Consider the following 19,308-nt stretch of genomic DNA (forward strand, 5'->3'; position numbering starts at 1 on the left):
ACGGCTACTGCAGTGACGTTGTTCCAGCGCGGTGACAGTCGGCTGCGCGTTGCTGGTGTTGGCGGCGCCAGCGGGACCAGTGGAGCGCGTGCGCGGGATCGGCGTCCTGGCGGGGCCGGGAAAGGACGAAGACCCGGAGCAGGGCGAGGAGTTCACGCGGGCTGACGGGCACCATGGCCAGCTCGTCGTCGCTCTCGCCGGAGGTGGTGCGTTGCCGCTCGCGGAGGGCGCCGACGGTGAGGAGCGCGTAGGCGATCATCGACATCAGGCTCCAGCGGTGCCAGGAGGTCCAGCAGGTGACCTGGCCCTGGTCGAGGGCCGGTGAGGCCCTTGGCTTCTTGAAAGTCCTCTTCGACCCTGCCCTTGCCGGAAGTTTCGTCCGTGCAGGTCATGCGGCATGTTCGTACTCGTGGAGGATTCCGCCGAGGCGGTCACGTCGTCGTACGTCGAGGCGGGCGATCCTGTCTGGGTCGGTGACCGGCGCGGGGAGCGGACGGAGCGGGCGGGTGTTGGCGATGCCTTGGTGGGGCCGGTGGGAGTTGTAGTGCTGTTCGAACTCGCGCAGGGCGTGGAGCAGGTGGCGCTGGTTCCAGACCAGGGTGCTGTCCAGCAGTTCGCGTCGGCAGGTCTGTACCCAGCGTTCTATGAGCGCGTTCATGCGCGGTATCCGGATGCCGCTGAATACCACGTCGATGTCCGCGTCGGTGAGGACGGTGTCGAACAGGGCGGGGAACTTCCCGTCGCGGTCGCGGATGAGGAACCGGGCCCGGCAGCCGGCGTCCTCGAGGTCCATGACAAGGTTTCTGGCGGCTTGTGCCACCCAGGAGGCGGTCGGGTGCGCGGTGGCGCCCAGGATCCTGATCCGGCGGCCGACGTGCTCGATCACCGCGAGCACGTACAGCCGCGTGCCGGTCAGGGTGACCGTCTCGAAGAAGTCGCAGGCCAGCAGGGCATCAGCCTTGGAGCGAAGAGAGGGCGGATTCCAGCGATCTTGGGCGCTCGTCGTGAACGAGTCGATTGGCCCCCCCTGAGCGAGGATCGCGTTGGGTGTCGACCGCCGGTTCAACCGCCCGCGATCGTAATCGGGTCGCTGTCGTTCCGGGCTCGCTGATACATATGTGCGATGGCAGGCGACGATTCCGGTGAGTTTCAGGCAGGGCAGTCGGGGCTCATCGTGAGGGTCCCCGAGGCAGAACCTGTTGTTCGAGCGTGGCGTGACCGGCTGGATCCCTCAGCCCGTACGGGTGTTCCGGCCCATGTCACGGTCCTCTTCCCGTTTCTCGACGAGAGCCGCATCGACGACGGTGCTTGTGCTGCCATCGGAGAAGTGATCGGGCGTCACCGGCCCTTCGAGGCCCGGTTCGAGCACTGCGGGCGATTCCCGGGGATCTTGTATCTCGTCCCCGAACCGGACCTCCCGTTCCGCCGGCTCACCGAGGCGATAGCGGACCGGTGGCCAGAGGCCCCGCCGTTCGGCGGGCAGTTCGACGAGGTCGTCCCGCATCTGACCATCGCCCAGGGGCAAGACGATGCCGTGCTGGAGAAGACCGAGGCCGACCTTCGCAGCCGACTTCCCGTCACTGCCCGCGTGTCGTCGGTCGATCTGATCGTCCACGACGGAACAAGGTGGCAGCAGCGGGCGTCGTTCGCGCTCCGGTGATTCCTCTGTTAGTCATCGGTCAGCCACCGCTCTGGTGGGCCTTGGTGTGGGCGAGGCGGTAGGAGTCACTGCCGGTTTCCATGATGTTGCCTCCGAAAGTGAGGCGGTCCACGATGGCCGCGCAGAGCCTGGGGTCGGTGAACGTCTTGGTCCGCGAAGAGAAGGACTCGTTGGAGGCGATGGCCATGCTGTTCTTCTCCTCGCGCTCGGTCAGAACCTGGAACAGCAGCTCAGCGCCGCGCCGGTCCAGCTCCATATAGCCCAGCTCGTCAATACAGAGAAGGTCGACCCGTCCGTAGCGGGCGATGGTCTTGGTCAGCAGTTTTTCGTCGGCGGCCTCGACGAGTTCCTTGACGAGTTTGGTGGCCAGGACGTACTTGACCCGGAAGCCGGCCATCGCGGCCTCGGTGCCCAGCGCGATCAGCAGGTGTGGGCGAAGTCGGCCGATTCCGCCGCAATCACCTCGTTCCCGTCCCCGAAGTCGCCAGCCTGGCCGAGCTCAACGCCCGGATCGACGCATGGGACCAGCAGGACGACCAGCGCCGGATCGGCGAGCGCCCGCGCACCGTCGGCGAGTACTTCGCCATCGAGAAACCCCTGCTGCAGCCGCTGCCCGAGGACCACTTCGAGAACGGCCGGCTGCTGACCCCGCGGGTGGACCGCTACGCGCTTGTCACACGCGGCGGGAGCCGCCTGGACCTGGACCACTACCTGGAAGGACTGCTGCGCAAGCCCGGCGCGCTGCCCGGGGCGACCGCACTGGACCAGGCCCGCGCGGCCGAGAAGTTCACCCCCGTGCACGACGCCTGGTGGGAGGCCTCCAGCCGCGCGCACGGCGACGCGGCCGGCACCCGTGCGCTGATAGAGGTCCTGCTGCTGCACCGGCACATGAGCCACGACCACGTCGTCGCCGGGATCGCCGCCGCACTGCGAGCCGGAGCCCTGACCTCGGACGCAGTGGCCCTGGAAGCCCGCCTGGCCGTCGAACGCTAAACTCCCGCCGGGGCGGGCCCGGACACGGCGCTGGGCCGTATCGCCTCTCCGGTGGTGTCTCTGACCGCGCGCAGGCTGGCCGCGCTGCCCCCGGACCCCAGGCCGCTGCCCTCGGTGGCCGCCTACGACCAGCTCCTTCGCCATACCCGGCCATCGGCCGGACGTCCCCCCAGCCAAGGGAGTCCCCTGCCATGAACGCCACTACTCGTCCCCGTGGTCTGACCGAGCCCGCCGCCGACGCGGCCATCGACGCGGCCTGCCGCAACCTGCGCCTGCCCACCATGCGGGGCCAGTTCCCCGAACTCGCCGACGCCGCAGCCCGCGACCAGATGACCTACCGCAGGTTCCTGGCCGAGCTGCTGATGGCCGAATGCGACGACCGCAACCGCCGCCGCTCCGAACGCCGGATCAAGGCTGCGGGCTTTCCCCGCGAGAAGGCGCTTCGCACGTTCGACTTCGACGCGAACTCTGCCATCGACCCGGCGGCCATCCATACCCTGGCCTCATGCGACTGGATCCGCAAAGGGCTGCCGCTGTGTCTGATCGGCGACAGCGGCACCGGCAAGTCTCGACGCCGCCCTTCTCGTGGGCGCCGTCGATGCCCGGCTTGCAGTAGAAGACCTCCAGGCCGGCCCAGGAGCGGAACGCGGTCCAGCGCTCGGTCTCCACCCGGGCGCGGGTGAAGCCGAGGACCTGGGCGACCGCAGAGCTGAGGTTGTCGTAGCGGACTTTTCCGCGCGGCAGCCCTCCCGTATGCGGCCTCGGTACGGGCGCACAACGAGACGGTGCTGCGCTGCTTCTATGCCTTTCACCCTGACATGGCCACCGGGCCCAGATCTCGTTGAACTCCTCGTCCGGGATGCTGCGCGGGATGCGCTTGGGGACCCGGGGCCGGTAGAGACGTTTGCGCTCATTGCGGTGCGGCTCCATCGGGTTGTGGTGTGGAGGGTCGGTCCGCGACAGGCACGAGCCAGTCCACGCCGGCCGCCCGCAGTTGCGCCTCGGTGGCGTCGAAGTCGTCGACGTGGAAGTTGAGGATGATTCGGCCCGGCTCGTTGTTCTTCGCGCCGATGTCGTCGCGCTGCTCGATGACGAGCAGGAAGCCGCCGAGACCGATCGGCCCTTCGCCTTCATGTTCGGGTGCAAGCGCCCTGCGGTACCAGTCACGCACTTCGGCAGGTCGGGTGGTGCCGAGCAGGATGCTCCCGGGTTTCCGGTGTTGTCATTTCGGATCTCCTCGTCCTTGTATGCAGATGGCTGTCGCGGTCGACTCGCGGTCGTCTCAGCACGCTGTCGTGATGGCTGGCCTATTGACCTATGCCGCGGCCAATCGTGGTCAGGGCTGCCCGTACTCGTCGTGGCGGCGGATCCAGGACTGCCAGTCGTCGTCGCCCTCGCCGCGACCGCGCGGTGCATGGTCGAGGATCGGGTAGTAACCCATGAGGAACTCAAGCCCACGCCATGTGGTCGTGTACGTCTGGTAGACGGCGCCGTCCTCGAGGGCGAACACGCTCACCATGGGTGTTTCGCAGATGTAGCTGAGGACGTCGGTCCCGCACGCGGCCGCGTTTCGATGGGCGATCGGCGGTAGGCCCTCGAGCGTCTCGGCGATGTTGACCTCTCGACCTCCGATCTGCTGCATCTGCTCGCGCATCTGCTCCTTGGTCGTGGAAGCCCCGAGGTCGAGGTTGAAGTCGCTGTTCGCCGATGAGGCCCAGGGAATGTCCCAACCCATCCGCCTCTTGTAGGCCTGAAGCTTCGGCAACGACGCACTCGACACGAGCATCATGGTGAGGTCGCGGGCGTGCAGGTGCGGCACGAGACCGCCGAAGCTGTCGACCATCGACGAGTTCACCGGGCACCCTGTCTCGTAGCTCGGCCCGAACATGAAGTGGTAGACCAAGAGCTGCGAGCGGCCATCAAAGAGCTCGGTCAGCGTTCGCTCGCCTTCGTCCGTGTCCAGGCGGTAGTCCTTGTTGACCGGCTGCCAGGGAAGCTCGAGTCGCTTGCGTGCGAGCTCATCGCCGCGGCGGGTGTGCGCCTTCTCCTCGGCGAGTAGCTCATCGCGTACGGTCCGCCATTCCTGAGGTGACACCGTCGGGTGCTTCGTCCTTGCGAGAGAGTCAGTCATCGGTACGTCCCATCTTGTCGCTTATCGATGTGAATCAGTCGGTTGTGCTAGGCGCCGTTGCCGGCTCGATCTGCTGCTCCAGCTGCTCTTCCCGTGATGTTCGCCGCGGCTGGCCGAGGAGCGCGAGCGCCAAGACGATCCCGATCCCGGTCAGGACGACGCAGGCCACGAACGCGGAGCCAAATCCCTCGGTCAACGCGAGAAGGGATACGACGGGCGCTCGGGGCTGACAGGCGCGGTCAGGCCGGCTTGAGCCCGTTGCTGGTGAGCAGGTACGCGGCGGCGGTGTCCGCCGGGTCCGTCTGCAGCAGCTCGACGAGCGCGGCGCCGGCGAGCTCAGGGGTCAGCAGGTCCCCGAGCTGCTTGACGAAGGCATCCTCGCTCTGGCCGCTGCGGGCCGCGTACGCCTGAATGCCTTGCCGGCCCACCGCCCCGAAGGGGGTCATCGCTGCCGGCAGCACCACGGTCACGGTGACGTCCAGTCCGGCCCGCTGCGCCTCCACCCGGGCATAGTCGGCGAGGAATCGCTGGGTGGCCTTGGCGCCCGCATAGCCGCCGCTGGCCGGGGAGCCCTTGACGGCCGCGCCGCTGCTGACGACCACCACTCGGCCGCCCGGAGCAAGCGGCTTGGTGAGTGCCGCCTGGAGCCAGTGGAATGCGATCTTGACGTCGGCGTGCCAGTTGACGGAGAACGTCTCCCACGTCTGGTCCTGCAGCCTGCCCATGACCGGCACGGCGCCGGCAACGAGCACGACAACAGCCGGCTTGTAGCGGTCCAGCAGGTCGGAGGCGGTCTGTGCGTCGGCCGCGTCCGCGGCCTCGGCCCGGATGTTCACGTTCGCGGCGGCCAGTTCGGCAACCTCGGGCCTGCTCCGGGCAACCGCGACCACCGACGCGCCCGCGTCGGCGAACGCGTCGGCGATCCCGCGTCCCAGACCCCGGCCGGCGCCGACCACCATCGCGGCCTTGCCCACCAGCTCACTCATGATGGTCGTCCTCCTGTGCTCATCTCGTGCTGTGCGGTGCCACGGCCGACTTCATGCACCGGTGGGTGCGGTCTGGACGAGTGCCGCGAAGTTGCGTTCCAGGGCCTTGACGGCTCCGGTGCACCAGCTGTCGGCCACCGCCTGCGACTGGGGATCGGGGAAGATGTCGTCCTCCCCCTTCTCCACCCCGTCGAAGACGGCCGTCGCGACCGACTGCGGCGACGCCTTGGGGATGTCGAGGTCACGGGACATGTCGGTGTCCACAGGGCCGGTCAACACGGCATGGACGCTCACGCCCTGTCCGGCCAGCAGGGCACGCAGCGACTGGGACAGGGAGAACGCGGCCGCCTTGGAGATGGAGTAGGCAGGGATGATCGGCAGCGAGGCCCAGGCGGCCACCGACAGCATGTTGACGATGGACCCCTGCGATCGGGTCAGGGCCGGCAGGAACGCCTGGGCGACGCCATGCGTGCCGAAGAGATTGACGGCGAGGTGCTGCTGGAGCACGGCGGGGTCTCTCAGGTCGTCGTACGCGGCCCAGCCGGCGTTGTTGACGAGGATGTCGAGCGAATCGACGGCGGCGGCCGCCGCCTGCCGCTGGCCGGCGTCGGTGATGTCGAGGGTCAGGGGGGTGACGCGGTCGTCAGGGTGGTCCAGGGGCTGCCGGGTACCGGCGTACACCCGCTTGGCTCCTCGGCTGAGGGCTTCCTCGACCAGCGCCTGTCCGATGCCACGGTTGGCACCGGTCACCAGAATCGTCTTGTCCGCGATGGTCATGCGTGCTCCTACCAGGTCGATTCGAGCTGTCGACAAGGCAGACACCACGACGGCGGAAAATCGGGCGGCCTGGGAGCGCCCAGTTCGCGGCCCGGCCGGTGTCATAACAAGGAAAGCCAACGTGGAGGGCGTCTCGGACGAGATGCCAGGGTGGAGTGATGGCAGATGACGGCAACCGACCTGATCGCCAGGGCGCGGGCCGGCGACGGTGACGCGTTCCGGCAGCTGATCGACCCGTACCGGCGCGAGATCCAGGTGCACTGCTACCGGATGCTCGGCTCACTCCAGGACGCCGAGGACGCCCTGCAGGACACGCTGCTCGCCGCCTGGCAAGGCCTCGCCACATTCGAGGGCCGGGCGTCGGTGCGCACCTGGCTGTACCGGATCGCCACCAACCGCTGCCTCAACGCGCTCCGCGCAGCCAGCCGGCGCCCGGCCAAGGAGTGGAACGTGCCCGACATCGAACCGCCCGAGCCCACCCGCCTCGGCGACGTCACCTGGCTTGAGCCATACCCCGACACGCTCCTCGATCAGGCCCACACCACACCGCTCGGCCCAGAGGCGCGCTACGAACAGACCGAAGCCATCTCCCTGGCCTTCATCACCGCGCTGCAGATCCTGCCCGCCCGCCAGCGTGCCGTGCTCATCCTCCGCAAGGTTCTCGGCTACCCCGCCGTCGAAGTTGCCGACATGCTCGAGACGACCGTCGAATCCGTCACCAGCGCCCTCAAACGCGCCCACGCCGGCCTGCAACGACGCCTGCCGCCAGACGGCGAATATGGTGCGTCGCCCGCATCCACCTCACCCGCCGAGCAGAAGCTAGTGGCGCAGTTCGTCCGCGCCTACGAATCCGGCGACGTCGACGCCATCGTCACCCTGCTCACCGACGACGTCCGCGTCTCCATGCCGCCGATCCCCCTCGAATACCACGGCCGCGACGCCGTCGCCCGCTTCTACACCGCCCTCATGGGCGCCGGCCGCCGCTATCACCTCGTGCCCACGCGGGCCAACGGCCAGCCGGCGTTCGGCACCTACCTGCCTTCCCCCACCGACGGCATCCGCCACGGCACCGGACTCCTCGTCCTCACCCTCACCGACGACCGGATCAGCGCCGCCACCCGCTTCGACAACACCGTCCTCCCGTGGTTCGGGCTGCCGCGATCCCTCCCCGCTCTCTGATCCCGCCCCACCGAAGAAGATCGACAACATTCAGCGCCCGGCACCCGTGCGTGAAAGCGGGGCGTGCCGGTGGACCTCGTGTGGCCACCGGGCGCTGCCCGCCACCACCGCGACGCGGCCCGGCCCGCGCTCTCGTGAACCGCGACGAGAAGGCGCGCGCCCCGTTGCTGGGCCGCTCGGGCGGCGGCCGAGAAGACGACGGCCTGCCGCCGGGACAGATGAGCAAGCTCGATGCGGTCCAGGCACTACGGCTGCTGTCCGGCGCCCCGTGGGGGAGGATCGTCTTCACTCAGCACGCGCTGCCCGCGCTCCGGCTGGCCAACCACCTCATCGACGACGGACAGATCATCATCCGGGCGCACACCGGGGCCGCCATCTCAACCCCGCCTGGGCGCACGCCGTGGTGCTCTACGAGGCCGACCACATCGACACCGACACCCACACCGGCTGGAGCGTCACCGTAACCGGCCTGGCTACCGCCGTAAGCGACCCGCAGGACCAGGCGCGCTACGAGGCCCAGCTGCAGCCGTGGGTCGCCGCCCGGATGAACCACGTCGTGCGGATCACTCCGGAGTTCATCACCGGCTACCGCCTGCACCGGGCGCCGTGACGCGTCAGCTACCGGAGCCTTCAGCGGATGTATCCCGGTGCGGGCCAGCGCCTCGCCACGAACCCGTCGCCAGCAGCCTCACGGATTCGCAGCCAGCCCCGCCGCGGCCAGCGGGCCGACTCCCGTCGCGCGGAACAACCGGCCCTGCACCTGAATAGCGCCACACCCCATCGCCCGCGCGCTCGGGGTACGCGGCACCGGCCGGTCCATGTCCCGCCACTTGCTGTCATAGACAACAAGTCCCGCCCATGCCGACCTCCAGGAGGTGCAGCCGAGGTGTTCGAGACGGTGGCGAGCCAAGTGTGTGTTCCGGCGCCATGAGAACGGCAGCCACTGCCCGAATCGCCACATCGCTGAGGGGGTACAGCCGCCATTGTCCGGCTCACAGGTACATCGGCGCACCAGGCGAGGGCGCGGAGCGTGGAGTCGGAGATCGGCGGTGCCGGGTGCCGCCACCCAGGCCGACGGCACCAACGCCTCCGCCTCTCATCTCCGAATGAGCTTTTGATCTTCCTTATCTAATTTTGCCCCTTTGTGCTTCGCGCCTTCTAGCTCCACGCCCATCAGCTTGGCGCTCCTCAGATCGGCACCCGCCAGGCTGGCACCCCTCAGGTCTGCGTATCTCAGGTCGGCACTCCCCAGGCGGGCGTACCTCAAGTCGGCACCCCCCCCAGGCGGGCAGCCCCCAGGTCGGCGCCCCCCAGGTCGGCGCCCCCCAGGTCGGCGCCCCCCAGGTCGGCGCGCCTCAGGTCGGCGGCACCTTCCAGGTCGGCACCCCTCAGATAGGCACCGGTCAAGTCCGCATGCGTCGTGGCGTGCTTGGTCGTGACGCTTCCGGAAGATAGGGAGGGGCTGAAGAGGACATTGAGGGCTGCTTGGATATCGGCCGCTGGGGTCGGCCGTAAGAAGGTGTTCTTGGGGGGCCTCTTGGGGGCGGTGGCGTGGGTGCGTACGTACGCGGAGAGGACGTTGACCACCGTGGGTTCGTCTCGTGTGGAATCTTGCATGATGCGTTGGAGGGCGTAGATGCCGCCGAGGCGTATCTCGAGGGACTTCTCACCCATGTGCTGTACGGCAGTGTTGAACCGGTCGGTGATCTGTCCCTGCTCGGCGATGGCGAGTTCCTCGCGGGCTTGATTGACAGAGACCCAGGTGAAGACCAGGGCGGCAACGGCGGCGAGGGCAGGGAGAGTAGTCGCGGCGAGACCGATCCAGTGAACCCATCCGCCCGTTTCGCTTCCTGCACTGGAGGCGAGGGGAACGGTGGCCCTGGTAGCGCTCGCCCGCTGAGGGCCGCTGGTCCGTTGTCCGGCGCGGCGGGTACCAAGCGGGGCGGCACGGCGACGGCGTGGATGAGGCTGCGCTCTACGGCCTGCGATGCGGCTAAGTTGTCTGCTACGTACCCCTGCGCGGGGCATTCCCCTGCTCATGGTCAATATTGGAACGGACGCAGCTAAGGCCTGTCCGGCGGATCATGAGTGTTTCGGCTTGCGGAGCCGTGTAGTTGGTCGTGGCCCGTGGTGATCTGACGAACGAGGAATGGCGCCGCCTGAAGCCGCATTTGCACGTCTGTGGACGGCGTGGTGGGCGGTGGGTCAGTCACCGCAGGGTGATCAACGGGATCCTCTTCCGTGAGCGGACCGGGATCCCCTGGAGGGATCTGCCGGAAAGGTTCGGCAGGTGGAAGACGGTCTACGAACGGCACAGACGCTGGTCCGCGGACGGCAGCTTCGACAAGGAGCAGTACAAGCGCCGCAACGAGGTCGAGCGGACGATCAACCGCCTGAAGAGCTTTCGCGCCGTCGCGACCCGCTACGACAAACGGGCCTACGTCTTCCACGGCACCCTCACGGTCGCCACGATCAGCCTCTGGATCCGAGCGTGATTCGCGGGAGACGCCTCAGACGGTGAAGGGATCTTCCACCGTCGGGGTGCACGGAGATAGCAGCGCCTCCGTGTGCTGCGTGACCACGCCCCGAACGAGCCTGAGCACGCGTACCTCGTTCTCGTGGTCCGGTTCTTCGTCATCGCGAACGTGGAGGAGCCCGTAGGAACCAGGGGCAACTACAGCCACATGCTCGAACAGTTCGACAACATCCGGCGAGGAGCGGTGATTGGAGTAGCCGCCGAGGTGGATGAACGGCTCGCCGTTCATCCACCTGAGGTCAAGCAAGTACGGGCTGTCCATCTGGGCGATGCGAAGCCGAAGCTCATCGACGATCTGCCGCAGACGGGCCTCATCGTCGTCATCAGCTGCTGTCTCCCTGACCGTGATCCAACCGTGGTACTCAAACATCCCGTGATCGTAGTGAGATGGCCTGCTTCACCGTGCCGATCGCAGCATGATCCGCCGGACACGCCTTAGCTGCCGCCGCGTCCATACCGGCGGACGGCCCGAATTGATGCCTCGCGGCAACAGCGGCTCAGGTCGGGCCCACTGGCCGTTCGTCAGATCCCCCCTGCCCCACAGGACATGATCATCAACGATCAAGATCAACTTTCGCAACACGGGTGTTCACGAGCGGGGTTGACGTGCAGCAATCCAGCCCTCCGAAGATCTTTCCCCTAGTGATGAGTGATCCCCGTTGGTCGGTGAACAGTCGGCTTGCAGAGACGAGTTGCGGCTCCGCCATGAGGTAGGCCCGCGGCAGCGACGCGTCGGTCTGCTCTCCAGGTTCATGGTGCCCCGCACCCGGCCGGGCCTCGCGGTGCGCAGCGCGGTGGGCCGCGCGGTCGGTCGCGCGGTCGGTCGCACGAGCCGGCTCGCCTCTCGCGAAGCCGCGAACCGGTAGACCGGGTCCGCACCGACCGGTCACCGGTCGGTGCGCAGCTCCGCGGTAGCTCTCAGCCGTGTCGGCGCCGCCATGTCCGACGAGCCCGGCTCGGCGTGGTAGGTCATCGCCGATGCGGCAGGTCGGCTGCTGTGGGCCTCACCCACCGTTCCCCCCGCTCCCGCCTGGACCTCCGCCAGCTGGCAGCAGAACCCGGCAACGGCCCCGGCCGACAGGTCAGACGATCTTCACCCTGGACACCCGCCGACGACCAGCGTGAGTACCCCGCCCGCTGACGGCGGCCGTGGCAAGCGGTTCTGATCCACTTCTTGTGGGGCGGTTGCGGAGTGTCACGATCCTCAGTGCTCGCGGTTGTACTCGGCGACGGCGCTGAACGCGGCCTTGGGCTCCCACGGCATGTCGGGGTAGGCGTCCCCATGGCCCTTCTCGAGGACCCTGACGATGCCGTAGCTGGCCAGGTCCAGGTCGTCGCGGGAGCCGCCGCCGGGGCGGTACGGATGGGAGTGCAGCGCGAACAGGAACACGAAAGCCGTATCGACGCCCTCGGCGTCGAACACCTCCAGAAGTTTGCGCAGGTACGCGGCCTGCCCTGCCTCATCGCGGGTGTACTCGCCGTTCAGCCGGAGCGGCTTGCCGCTGTCCGGGTCATTCTCGACAATCTCCAGGCCGCGGGCACCGGCGGCGCCCGCGCCGCGGTAGGTGGCCGAGCCGAACTCGGTGATCGCGACCGGCTTGCCCTGCGCGACCAGAGTGCGGACACCGTCGGCGAACTGGTCGGCAATCTCGGCGGATCGATACAGGTCCAGGGACACGATGTCGAAAGGGGTCCAGTCCACGTCATCCAGCGGCACGGCGGCGTAAGTGACGGGGCCGCCGAAGCATTCGCGGACCACGGCCGCGGCCTTGCCCAGGAAGTCGTTGACCCGTCCGCCGACCGCGCCGATGTGCTCCCATAGCCGGCCCGGCCGGCTCAGCAGAGCCACGCGCTCGGCAAAGGTGTCTCCGGGCAGGAAGCCGAGGTTCATGATGCTCATCTCGGCGCCGGTGACGAACACGACCTCGGCACCGCGCCGCCGCAGGCGCTCGGCCCGTTCGGCACAGTTGGCGAACAACGCCAGCATCTCCTCGGCGGTCTGTTCCAGAGGGTACGGCGAGAACCACACCTCCAGGCCGAGGTCGGCGGCGAGATGGGCGGCCTGCTCCAGCCGGTCGGGGTCGCCGCCCACGACACGGACCGCGGTGCAGTGCAGGTCGTCGCGGATGATGCGGAGTTCACGCTCGACCACCGCAGGGTCGAAGTGCTCGCGGGAGAGCCCGCCGCCGCGGATGAAGCCGGTGTCGTAGGTGATGCCCTTGGCGCGCATACTGCGGTCCCGTCGGTCGATTTTAGGTACGTGACGTACCCTATTTGCTGATGCGCCGAGGTCAAGACCACCATGAGAGGGAACGACAGGTACCGGTCACGGGAAGGACCCATGGCGGAGGCTTCGACACAACAGACGGGAGCCGGGCAGACCCGGCGCCGCGGCGCGGCCCTGGAAGACGCGATCCTGCAGGCGGCCGTCGACGAACTCACCGAGTCCGGATACGCCGGGATGACGATGGACCAGGTCGCCAAACGCGCTGGCACCAACAAGAACGCCCTCTACCGGCGCTGGCCGAACCGGCTGGCCCTCGCCGTCGCCGCATACCGGCAGATGACCACGACTGTCCAGCCGCCCGACACCGGCAGCCTGCGCGGCGACGCCCTGGAACTGCTGCGCGCGGCGAACCGGCACTGGAGCTCCCCGCTCGGCGCGATCCTGCGGGACCTGATGGCCGCCGGCGGCACGTCAGAGCTCCTCGCCCAGTTGCCCGGGCAGTCCACCGACGCCATGACCGGCACCTGGCTGACCGTCCTGGGACGCGCGATCGCTCGCGGCGAGGCCGCGCCGGAGGCGCTGCACCCCCGGGTCGCCACAGCGGCGATCGTCCTGCTCCGCAACGAGTTCGTCGTGCGCGGCGTCCCTACCGCGCCGGACGAGGTCCTCGTCGAGATCGTCGACGAGGTGTACCTGCCGCTGGTACGCGGCCGCGGCACGGACTGACGAGCCAGCGACGGCATGAGCGGCGGTTACCGGGAGTGTCTCAGTCAGCGAGGAGTATCTCCAGGCGGAGAAGGTCGAATCCGGCGCGACCATATCCGTCCCTCTTGATCCGTTTCACCCTATTGACGTTGCCCTCGACCTTGCCGGAGCTCCACTCCAAGGTGAGTCACCATTGTCGTACAGGGCGTGCACGGCGGCGTGGCGCTCGCGCCGCTGGATCGCACGCAGCCCTTCCATCGACCGCCTCGCACAGGTTCTTCCACAGATGGAACCTGTCCGCCACCTGTATCGCGTCGGGACCCAGCGCAAACGACCCACTCCGCGTCTTCCCCACTCACACGCGCCCCTGGCCAAAGCCCCCCCCCCAGAGAACTCAGCCGCCTATAGACGCACCACTACATCCACTGGAAACCCAAGATCGTCCCCACACAACTACCGGACCGCAGGCCGAGCACCCGAACAACCAAACCGAACACGCCCCCAGACCACGCCCATCACACCCGAACGCAGCCGCTCCAGCCGTCCCGAGTCCCACCCCAAAGACCGGACACCAGACCAAAGCAGTCCAGCTCCCTGAAGATCACTGCTCCGTCACAGGTGCCAGCGATTCAAGTCGGTGGGGATCTCGAGTGGGCGGGTGTCGGGCATGGCACCCTCCTTCGCCGAACAGGGCACGGTGCTCAACGTGTGACGACGCCGCGGGTGCCGGACAGGCGGTCAGATGCGCCAGGAGCGGATGCGGTCGGCCGCGTCGTATCCGTCGGCGCGGCCGGCGTCGATGTCGCGGGCGAGGTCGATCAGTGCGCCGTACGGCGGGTCGACGGCCTCGCCTGCGGCGTCCATGTAGGCCGTGACGATCGCGGCGGCGTACAGGGCGTTGCGGGCCGGGAGGGGGCGCAGTCGGATGATGGCGTGCATCAGGGCCGCGGCGCGCCAGGCGTTGTCGACGGCGACGCCGACCTGGGGGGTGTTGACCCGGTGGCGGGCGACGGCGGCCACGAGGTTGGAGAAGTCGTGGACCGAGGGGTGCTTGGGCAGCACTTCCGCCTGATGTTCCAGCAGCCAGCGGATGTCGATGTGGAGCTCCATGGTCAGGCGGCAGCTCGTCCGGAGGCGTCCAGCCGGGAGGGAGCATCATCGGGGAAGGCCGCGTCGAACGCGGCGGCGTTGTCGGCGACGAACGCGCGGAAGACGTCGGCTGCGCTGTCCAGGCGCGGGTCACGGACCGCATTGTGCGCGGCTTCGGTGATGAGCGCGGTGACCGTGGTGCCCTCTGCTTCGGCGCGCTCCTGCAGCTGCGCGTGGAGCTCTTCGGGGACCCGGATTGTCACTGACTTCGACATGTTCCGACTGTACAGCAGGGTGTACAGCACGGGGAGGAGTATGGCCGAACCGCACCCGGACGAGGACATCTCCCCGCGTCGCGCCTCGGGTGCCAATGACACAGATGACACAGCTGATCAGTGACACAGATGGTCACGACGACCTGGGAAAACAGGGGGTTGATGACACAGATCGGCGCCGATGACATAGATCCGCGGACCCAGGTGGACCCAGGTTCGCGGGGCCACCTGGGAAAACGCCGGACCCGGGACCCAGGGACCCAGGCGGCCCCAGGTTCGTACGGCGAGCTGGGTCCCGTCGGGCGGGTTGGGCCGGGGTCATTGGCCGGCCTGCGACAGGCCTTCCACGAGCTGGGTGACGACGTCCAGGATCGTCTGCCCGAAGGCGGTCGGCGCGATCAGCGCCCCGAACGTGAGGCAGATGACCACGGTCATCTTCTCGTCGAACCGGCTCCGGGAATGCGTACGCCGGCGCAGCCGCACGACGATGATGATGGCGAGCAGCACCGCCACGTTGATGGTCACGATCACGTGCCCGGACCTCCCGTCAGGCCACAACTGCCCTGCGAACACCTCACGTTCACTCCGGTGTTCTTGTGTAGCGCGAAACGACCCGTACCGCGCCGGGGTTGACGGGGGTTGACGCCAAAGCGGCGCTCCTGGCTTGAAACGCGCAGGTCAGGGGCTACGGCGAGTGCGGGTGAGCGAGGCTCGCGCGGGACGGGCACGGGCCGTGACGTCGCGGGCGGTCCGGCGGGGTGGCTGTCACGCGGCCGCTGTCACGCAGAACGCGGCCCGATCGGGGGTTCCAGGCCGTTCCGACACCCTAAAGAGGATCAATTCGGGCAGGGGCGGGTGCTGTCACGTACTCAGGAGGCGTGCGTGACAGGCAGCGTGACAAGGGGCGTGACGCGTGACGGTCACTCTGCGTCAGCCGGTTCGGACGTTCGAGGGTGGGCCGCTCTCCACTCAGGAGTATTCCGCTGCTGCCACGTCCGCAGCCAGGTTGTGAGCTCGTCCTTGGTGTAGCGCGTGGTCTGGCCGTCCAACTCCCCCACCGGCACGGGGACGCCGCGCTCGGGCGAGCGCCTGCGCATGTAGGTGCGGGTCGTGGCGGGCTTCCAGGGCAGGATGCCCTCCTTGAAAGCCTCAGTCAGCGATTACCGGACGGGACGGGGGAACTCCTCCCCGTCGCCCCGCAGGCGGCGCAGCCGGCGCACTCCATACAGAACTGCGTGGGGGTGCGCGGGCACCAGCAGATCGGGTTGTAGTCGGGGTCGTCGTCGCCCTGGAACCACGGCTCGCCCAGAGGGCCGGCCGTCGACGTGGACCTGGCCGTCGGCGGTGAGCGTCTCGTGCCGGGTGCCGCAGCCGGTCAACTCCACCCATACGGCGATGACCGTGTCCGGGTCGCCCGTCACGACGCGGTCCCCGAGCGCGAGCCGACTCCGGCTGCGTGGGCGCGGGCTAGTAGCGCGTTGACGGCGAGCGCGGCCGCGGGGTCGGAGTCGGGCAGCCGGTTGACGGCGGCCTGCTCGTCCTCGCTCAGCGAGTCCAGCAGGCCGGTGCGGGCCACGGTGCGCAGCAGGGCGTGGTGCAGCACGTCGGGGGCGAGGGCGGCGCTGCGGGCGGCTTCGGCTTCCTCTTCCTGGCGGCGCCGCTCGTCCTCCAGCTGCCGGGCGCGCTCGCGTTCGGCGTCGGCGGCCAGCTCGTCCTGGACGAAGGCGTCGGTGTCGGGGTCGTACGTGCCGCCGGCGGTGGCGAGCAGCTGCACTATGCGCGCCCACTCCGCGAGTTCGGCCGGGCCGCGCTCCTCGTCGGCCAGGTTCTCGCGGTCGCGGTCCATGTGCTGCTGCAGTTCGGCTTCCTCGAGGGCGGCGGCCGCCTCCGGGTGGGTCATGCCGGTGGCGCGCCGGCGGACCGCGCGGCGGCCGACCTTCGCCCAGTCGACCGGCTCACGGCGCGCGGCCGCGCCGGGCACGGGGACGCGCGGGCGCCGGCGGGATCGGGGTACGGGGGTGCTCACACGAGCCTCCCAATCGTCGCGGAAAAACGAACGGATGACGGATCCGCCGCGCGCCGGGCGCAGCCGATTACACAGTGTGACTGAGCACGCTAGTTGGCCACTTTGAACACCGCAGTTGGCCGTAGAGGGACGCCCCACAGCGTCGGAGTCAGGACTGACGGGGATGCGGCGGCATCGTCGGCTCAGGCTCGCGCGCCGCCGTCGACCCGCAGGACCGTGCCGGTCACGTAGGAGGAGCGGTCGCTGAGCAGCCAGGCGGCGGCCTGGGCGATTTCGTCGGGGTCGGCCGCGCGGCGCAGCGGGGTGCGCTCCTTGAGCCGCTCGAGAAGGCCGGGCGAATCCGCTTCCCAGGTACGGATCATCTCGGTCAGCGTGCTTCCGGGGGCGATCGCGTTGACGCGGATGTCTTCGGGGCCGTAGGTGACCGCGGCCGATTCGGTGAGGCTGTTGACCGCCCGTTTCATCGCACCGTAGGCGGGCAGTTCGGGGTTGCCCATCAGGCTGCCGACGGATGAGTTGTTGACGATGGCGCCCGTTCCGGCGGTGGCCCGGATGGCGGCGATCTCGGCGGCCATGGCGAGCCAGACGCCCTTGAGGTTCACGGCGTAGACGTGGTCGAAGTCGGCCTCCGGCATCTGGTCCATCGGCCCGGGTCGCTGGATCGTCGCGCCATTGTTGAAGGCGACGTCGAGCCGGCCATACAGGTCCACGGTCCGGTCGACGGCGGCGCGAACGCCGGCCGCGTCGGCCAGATCGCACGCCACGTAGTCCGCGATGCCGCCCGCCGCCCGGACCTCCTCGGTCACCGCCTTCAGCTGTGCCTCCGTGCGGGCCGCGAGCAGTACCCGGGCGCCTTCCCGGGCGAACAGCCGCGCCGCGGCGGCGCCGATACCGCGACCGGCACCGGTGATGAAGGCGACCTTGCCGGCCAGCAGGACCGGCGCGGCGGGGGCGGACGTGCCGGGGGTGGGTGTGTTGTCCATGGCAGCGAGCCTGCGTCCGTTCGTGGAGCCGATCCAGGCACTGGCGGTACCTGGATCGGCTCCACGCCCCCGCGCACACTGGGGGTGTGGACAGACGAGAACTGGCGGCCTTCCTGCGCAGCCGACGCGAGCGGATCACCCCGGCCGACGTTGGCCTGCCCACCGGGCCGCGCCGCCGCACTCCAGGGCTGCGCCGCGAGGAGGCGGCGCAGCTGGCGTTCATCTCGACCGAGTACTACACGCGGCTGGAACAGGCCCGCGGCCCGCGCCCGTCACGCGAGGTGCTGGCCCAGCTGGCCCGGGCCCTGCGCCTGTCGGACGCCGAGCGCGACCATCTCCACCACCTCGCCGGCGCACCGCCGGGCCCTCCGCCCGGGCCCTCGCGCGAGGTGCGGCAGAGCATTCTCGACCTGCTGCACCGGCTGCCCCAGGCCGCCGCAATCGTGACGTCCGCGACGTTCGAGGTGATCGCCTGGACCGATCTGGCGGCCGCCCTGATGGAGGACTTCTCAGCCCTCCCGCGGCGTGACCGCAACCTGGTGCGTCGCGTCTTCCTCGGCCCGCACCCCCAGGGGCGGCGGTTGTACGGGGTGTCCGACGCGGACGCGTTCGCCCGCAACTCGGCCCAGCGCCTTCGCGCCGCCGCGGCCCGCTACCCCGACGATCCCGAGATGAACGAGCTGGTGGGTGACCTTCTCTCCGGCAGCGAGGAGTTCACCCGGTTGTGGACCTCCCATGACGTGTGCGCCGAGCCCACCTTCTGCAAGACCTTCCAGCACCCATTGGTCGGCCCGGTTACCGTGAACTGCGACGTCCTCGACGTCACCGACCGGGACCAGCAGGTCGTCATCTACACCGCGACACCGGGCTCGCCCTCCGAGGAGGCCCTGCGGCTGCTGTCGGTCATCGGCACACAGCGCATGAACGTGGCCAATTGAGCCGCACCAGGATCGGATCTGACTCTCAGTCACCAACCTCCGCACCTAGGGGGAACCTCACCCGACACCGACGTCCTGACTCCCTCTGAGGGCACAACAATCATGCGGGCATGCGTGGCGTCGTGTTTCGCTGGCGCCACGCGGGTGAGCATGTGCGGACCCAGCCCTTTTCCCGCACGGAGGCGATGCGATGCCCGACCACGCCGACCATGTCCGCCCCGAGAGCGTCGAACCACAGTGGATCTCGCGATACCGGCCGCCGGAACAGCCGCTGTTCAGCGGCATTTACGGACTGGTGTTGGCCAGCGCCCTGGTGGCCGCGCTGGACGCGACGGGCGAGAAGGCCGATCCCGGCCCAGACGCGCTGTGGGTCCTGCTCACCGCGCTCGCGTCGGGCGCTGCCCATGGCTACGCGCACGTCATCGCCCAGCGTGCGTCCGCCGACAGGGCAGCCACCACGAGCAGACGGCGGTTGGTGCTCGCCGAGTGGCCACTGGTCGCCGCCGTGCTGCCCACGGTGGGAATACTGCTTGCTGCGGTAGCCGGATGGTGGGCAGAGGCCACGGCAGTGGACGCGGCCCTGCTTTTCAACACCGTCGCCTTGTTCGGCTGGGGCGCCTGGGCCGCCCGAACCGCCGGATACGGATGGCCGTCCTCGTGCCGGGCAGGAGGCTTGGACATGCTGATCGGCTTGGTGATCATTGTCGCGAATGCCCTGATCAAGTAGGCAGGCGATCGGGTGCCATGTCGGCGGGAAGGACCACGAATCCGTAATCCGTGGGCACTCTTTCCTGTCCCGCCAT

23 protein-coding genes and 3 pseudogenes are annotated in these 19,308 nt (G+C 68.8%); 9 read left to right on the top strand and 17 right to left on the bottom strand.

The window, feature by feature from the left end:
• Positions 1–4 precede the first annotated feature (4 nt).
• Together OHT21_RS00315 and OHT21_RS00320 are read right to left on the bottom strand one after the other, a co-directional pair.
• The gene (locus OHT21_RS00315) at positions 5–259 is read right to left on the bottom strand and encodes a hypothetical protein (protein WP_328766049.1); all 255 of its coding nucleotides are present in this window, start codon (positions 257–259) and stop codon (positions 5–7) included.
• A gap of 129 nt (positions 260–388) precedes the next feature.
• Positions 389–1,066: an integrase core domain-containing protein gene (locus tag OHT21_RS00320; RefSeq protein WP_443050299.1), complete on the bottom strand. Its 678-nt coding sequence runs from the start codon at positions 1,064–1,066 to the stop codon at positions 389–391.
• 57 nt (positions 1,067–1,123) lie between these two features.
• Here OHT21_RS00320 and OHT21_RS00325 point away from each other — a divergent pair, with 57 nt between their 5' ends.
• Positions 1,124–1,660, top strand: coding sequence for a 2'-5' RNA ligase family protein (locus OHT21_RS00325; RefSeq protein ID WP_328766051.1), 537 nt, complete (start codon positions 1,124–1,126; stop codon positions 1,658–1,660).
• 19 nt (positions 1,661–1,679) lie between these two features.
• Here OHT21_RS00325 and OHT21_RS00330 read toward each other — a convergent pair.
• Positions 1,680–2,096, bottom strand: a pseudogene (locus OHT21_RS00330) (ATP-binding protein); the annotation flags it as partial.
• Here OHT21_RS00330 and OHT21_RS00335 point away from each other — a divergent pair.
• Together OHT21_RS00335 and OHT21_RS00340 are read left to right on the top strand one after the other, a co-directional pair.
• Positions 2,093–2,848: pseudogene (locus tag OHT21_RS00335) on the top strand (IS21 family transposase); the annotation flags it as partial. The pseudogenes OHT21_RS00330 and OHT21_RS00335 sit on opposite strands and share 4 nt — an antisense overlap.
• Positions 2,845–3,222, top strand: a pseudogene (locus tag OHT21_RS00340) (ATP-binding protein); the annotation flags it as partial. The pseudogenes OHT21_RS00335 and OHT21_RS00340, both read left to right, overlap by 4 nt.
• A 341-nt stretch (positions 3,223–3,563) precedes the next feature.
• Here OHT21_RS00340 and OHT21_RS00345 read toward each other — a convergent pair.
• The 4 genes from OHT21_RS00345 to OHT21_RS00360 form a co-directional block, all read right to left on the bottom strand.
• A complete protein-coding gene (locus tag OHT21_RS00345; RefSeq protein ID WP_328766052.1) occupies positions 3,564–3,824 on the bottom strand; it encodes a VOC family protein in 261 nt (86 codons plus the stop codon).
• 165 nt (positions 3,825–3,989) lie between these two features.
• Positions 3,990–4,784 carry a DUF899 domain-containing protein gene (locus OHT21_RS00350; RefSeq protein WP_328766053.1) on the bottom strand — a complete coding sequence of 265 codons (795 nt, stop codon included), beginning with the start codon at positions 4,782–4,784 and terminating at the stop codon, positions 3,990–3,992.
• 239 nt (positions 4,785–5,023) lie between these two features.
• Entirely contained in the window at positions 5,024–5,770 is a 747-nt protein-coding gene (locus OHT21_RS00355; RefSeq protein WP_328766054.1) for an SDR family oxidoreductase, read from the bottom strand.
• Positions 5,771–5,821: 51 nt separating this feature from the next.
• A complete protein-coding gene (locus tag OHT21_RS00360; RefSeq protein WP_328766055.1) occupies positions 5,822–6,547 on the bottom strand; it encodes an SDR family NAD(P)-dependent oxidoreductase in 726 nt (241 codons plus the stop codon).
• A gap of 165 nt (positions 6,548–6,712) precedes the next feature.
• Here OHT21_RS00360 and OHT21_RS00365 point away from each other — a divergent pair, with 165 nt between their 5' ends.
• Together OHT21_RS00365 and OHT21_RS00370 are read left to right on the top strand one after the other, a co-directional pair.
• Complete coding sequence (locus OHT21_RS00365) at positions 6,713–7,726, top strand: sigma-70 family RNA polymerase sigma factor (RefSeq protein WP_328766056.1); 1,014 nt, start codon at positions 6,713–6,715, stop codon at positions 7,724–7,726.
• A gap of 400 nt (positions 7,727–8,126) precedes the next feature.
• A complete protein-coding gene (locus OHT21_RS00370; RefSeq protein ID WP_328766057.1) occupies positions 8,127–8,336 on the top strand; it encodes a pyridoxamine 5'-phosphate oxidase family protein in 210 nt (69 codons plus the stop codon).
• A gap of 486 nt (positions 8,337–8,822) precedes the next feature.
• Here the strand turns inward: OHT21_RS00370 and OHT21_RS00375 are convergent, their stop codons facing one another.
• Both OHT21_RS00375 and OHT21_RS00380 read right to left on the bottom strand, forming a co-directional pair.
• Entirely contained in the window at positions 8,823–8,993 is a 171-nt protein-coding gene (locus tag OHT21_RS00375; RefSeq protein WP_328766058.1) for a pentapeptide repeat-containing protein, read from the bottom strand.
• Positions 8,990–9,400: a pentapeptide repeat-containing protein gene (locus OHT21_RS00380; protein WP_328766059.1), complete on the bottom strand. Its 411-nt coding sequence runs from the start codon at positions 9,398–9,400 to the stop codon at positions 8,990–8,992. Before OHT21_RS00380 ends, OHT21_RS00375 begins: the two co-directional genes overlap by 4 nt.
• Before the next feature lie 446 nt (positions 9,401–9,846).
• On the opposite strand from OHT21_RS00380, the gene OHT21_RS00385 reads away from it, so the two are divergent.
• Positions 9,847–10,221, top strand: coding sequence for a transposase (locus OHT21_RS00385; RefSeq protein ID WP_328773922.1), 375 nt, complete (start codon positions 9,847–9,849; stop codon positions 10,219–10,221).
• Between the two features lie 15 nt (positions 10,222–10,236).
• On the opposite strand, the gene OHT21_RS00390 is transcribed toward OHT21_RS00385, so the two are convergent.
• Both OHT21_RS00390 and OHT21_RS00395 read right to left on the bottom strand, forming a co-directional pair.
• Positions 10,237–10,632, bottom strand: coding sequence for an Imm7 family immunity protein (locus tag OHT21_RS00390; protein WP_328766060.1), 396 nt, complete (start codon positions 10,630–10,632; stop codon positions 10,237–10,239).
• Positions 10,633–11,466: 834 nt separating this feature from the next.
• Positions 11,467–12,492 carry a hypothetical protein gene (locus OHT21_RS00395; protein WP_328766062.1) on the bottom strand — a complete coding sequence of 342 codons (1,026 nt, stop codon included), beginning with the start codon at positions 12,490–12,492 and terminating at the stop codon, positions 11,467–11,469.
• A gap of 111 nt (positions 12,493–12,603) precedes the next feature.
• On the opposite strand from OHT21_RS00395, the gene OHT21_RS00400 reads away from it, so the two are divergent.
• A complete protein-coding gene (locus OHT21_RS00400; protein WP_328766064.1) occupies positions 12,604–13,215 on the top strand; it encodes a TetR/AcrR family transcriptional regulator in 612 nt (203 codons plus the stop codon).
• Between the two features lie 717 nt (positions 13,216–13,932).
• Here OHT21_RS00400 and OHT21_RS00405 read toward each other — a convergent pair.
• The 6 genes from OHT21_RS00405 to OHT21_RS00430 form a co-directional block, all read right to left on the bottom strand.
• On the bottom strand, positions 13,933–14,304 hold the full coding sequence (locus OHT21_RS00405) for a toxin Doc (protein WP_443050300.1): 372 nt from the start codon (positions 14,302–14,304) through the stop codon (positions 13,933–13,935).
• Between the two features lie 2 nt (positions 14,305–14,306).
• Positions 14,307–14,558 (bottom strand): YlcI/YnfO family protein, encoded by a 252-nt coding sequence (locus OHT21_RS00410; RefSeq protein ID WP_328766065.1) that lies wholly within the window; start codon positions 14,556–14,558, stop codon positions 14,307–14,309.
• A gap of 318 nt (positions 14,559–14,876) precedes the next feature.
• A complete protein-coding gene (locus OHT21_RS00415; protein ID WP_328766066.1) occupies positions 14,877–15,089 on the bottom strand; it encodes a hypothetical protein in 213 nt (70 codons plus the stop codon).
• Between the two features lie 629 nt (positions 15,090–15,718).
• On the bottom strand, positions 15,719–15,979 hold the full coding sequence (locus OHT21_RS00420) for a hypothetical protein (protein ID WP_328766067.1): 261 nt from the start codon (positions 15,977–15,979) through the stop codon (positions 15,719–15,721).
• Positions 15,976–16,584 carry a hypothetical protein gene (locus OHT21_RS00425; protein ID WP_328766069.1) on the bottom strand — a complete coding sequence of 203 codons (609 nt, stop codon included), beginning with the start codon at positions 16,582–16,584 and terminating at the stop codon, positions 15,976–15,978. The genes OHT21_RS00420 and OHT21_RS00425 overlap by 4 nt, the downstream gene beginning before the upstream one ends.
• A 182-nt stretch (positions 16,585–16,766) precedes the next feature.
• On the bottom strand, positions 16,767–17,567 hold the full coding sequence (locus tag OHT21_RS00430; RefSeq protein WP_328766071.1) for an SDR family NAD(P)-dependent oxidoreductase: 801 nt from the start codon (positions 17,565–17,567) through the stop codon (positions 16,767–16,769).
• A gap of 86 nt (positions 17,568–17,653) precedes the next feature.
• Here OHT21_RS00430 and OHT21_RS00435 point away from each other — a divergent pair, with 86 nt between their 5' ends.
• On the top strand, positions 17,654–18,505 hold the full coding sequence (locus tag OHT21_RS00435) for a helix-turn-helix transcriptional regulator (protein WP_328766072.1): 852 nt from the start codon (positions 17,654–17,656) through the stop codon (positions 18,503–18,505).
• A 190-nt stretch (positions 18,506–18,695) separates the two neighbouring features.
• Positions 18,696–19,232, top strand: coding sequence for a hypothetical protein (locus OHT21_RS00440; protein ID WP_328766073.1), 537 nt, complete (start codon positions 18,696–18,698; stop codon positions 19,230–19,232).
• Positions 19,233–19,308 lie beyond the last annotated feature (76 nt).

Origin of the sequence: Streptomyces sp. NBC_00286, from assembly GCF_036173125.1 — a bacterium.
In the GTDB taxonomy this organism is placed as follows: domain Bacteria; phylum Actinomycetota; class Actinomycetes; order Streptomycetales; family Streptomycetaceae; genus Streptomyces.

Coding starts and splice junctions, on each gene's coding strand:
- OHT21_RS00360 (WP_328766055.1), bottom strand. CDS start 6,547: ATGACCATCGCGGACAAGACGATTCTGGTGACCGGTGCCAACCGTGGC.
- OHT21_RS00380 (WP_328766059.1), bottom strand. CDS start 9,400: ATGGGTGAGAAGTCCCTCGAGATACGCCTCGGCGGCATCTACGCCCTC.
- OHT21_RS00365 (WP_328766056.1), top strand. CDS start 6,713: ATGACGGCAACCGACCTGATCGCCAGGGCGCGGGCCGGCGACGGTGAC.
- OHT21_RS00390 (WP_328766060.1), bottom strand. CDS start 10,632: ATGTTTGAGTACCACGGTTGGATCACGGTCAGGGAGACAGCAGCTGAT.
- OHT21_RS00405 (WP_443050300.1), bottom strand. CDS start 14,304: ATGGAGCTCCACATCGACATCCGCTGGCTGCTGGAACATCAGGCGGAA.
- OHT21_RS00355 (WP_328766054.1), bottom strand. CDS start 5,770: ATGAGTGAGCTGGTGGGCAAGGCCGCGATGGTGGTCGGCGCCGGCCGG.
- OHT21_RS00315 (WP_328766049.1), bottom strand. CDS start 259: ATGATCGCCTACGCGCTCCTCACCGTCGGCGCCCTCCGCGAGCGGCAA.
- OHT21_RS00350 (WP_328766053.1), bottom strand. CDS start 4,784: ATGACTGACTCTCTCGCAAGGACGAAGCACCCGACGGTGTCACCTCAG.
- OHT21_RS00430 (WP_328766071.1), bottom strand. CDS start 17,567: ATGGACAACACACCCACCCCCGGCACGTCCGCCCCCGCCGCGCCGGTC.
- OHT21_RS00395 (WP_328766062.1), bottom strand. CDS start 12,492: ATGCGCGCCAAGGGCATCACCTACGACACCGGCTTCATCCGCGGCGGC.
- OHT21_RS00440 (WP_328766073.1), top strand. CDS start 18,696: ATGCCCGACCACGCCGACCATGTCCGCCCCGAGAGCGTCGAACCACAG.
- OHT21_RS00325 (WP_328766051.1), top strand. CDS start 1,124: ATGGCAGGCGACGATTCCGGTGAGTTTCAGGCAGGGCAGTCGGGGCTC.
- OHT21_RS00400 (WP_328766064.1), top strand. CDS start 12,604: ATGGCGGAGGCTTCGACACAACAGACGGGAGCCGGGCAGACCCGGCGC.
- OHT21_RS00410 (WP_328766065.1), bottom strand. CDS start 14,558: ATGTCGAAGTCAGTGACAATCCGGGTCCCCGAAGAGCTCCACGCGCAG.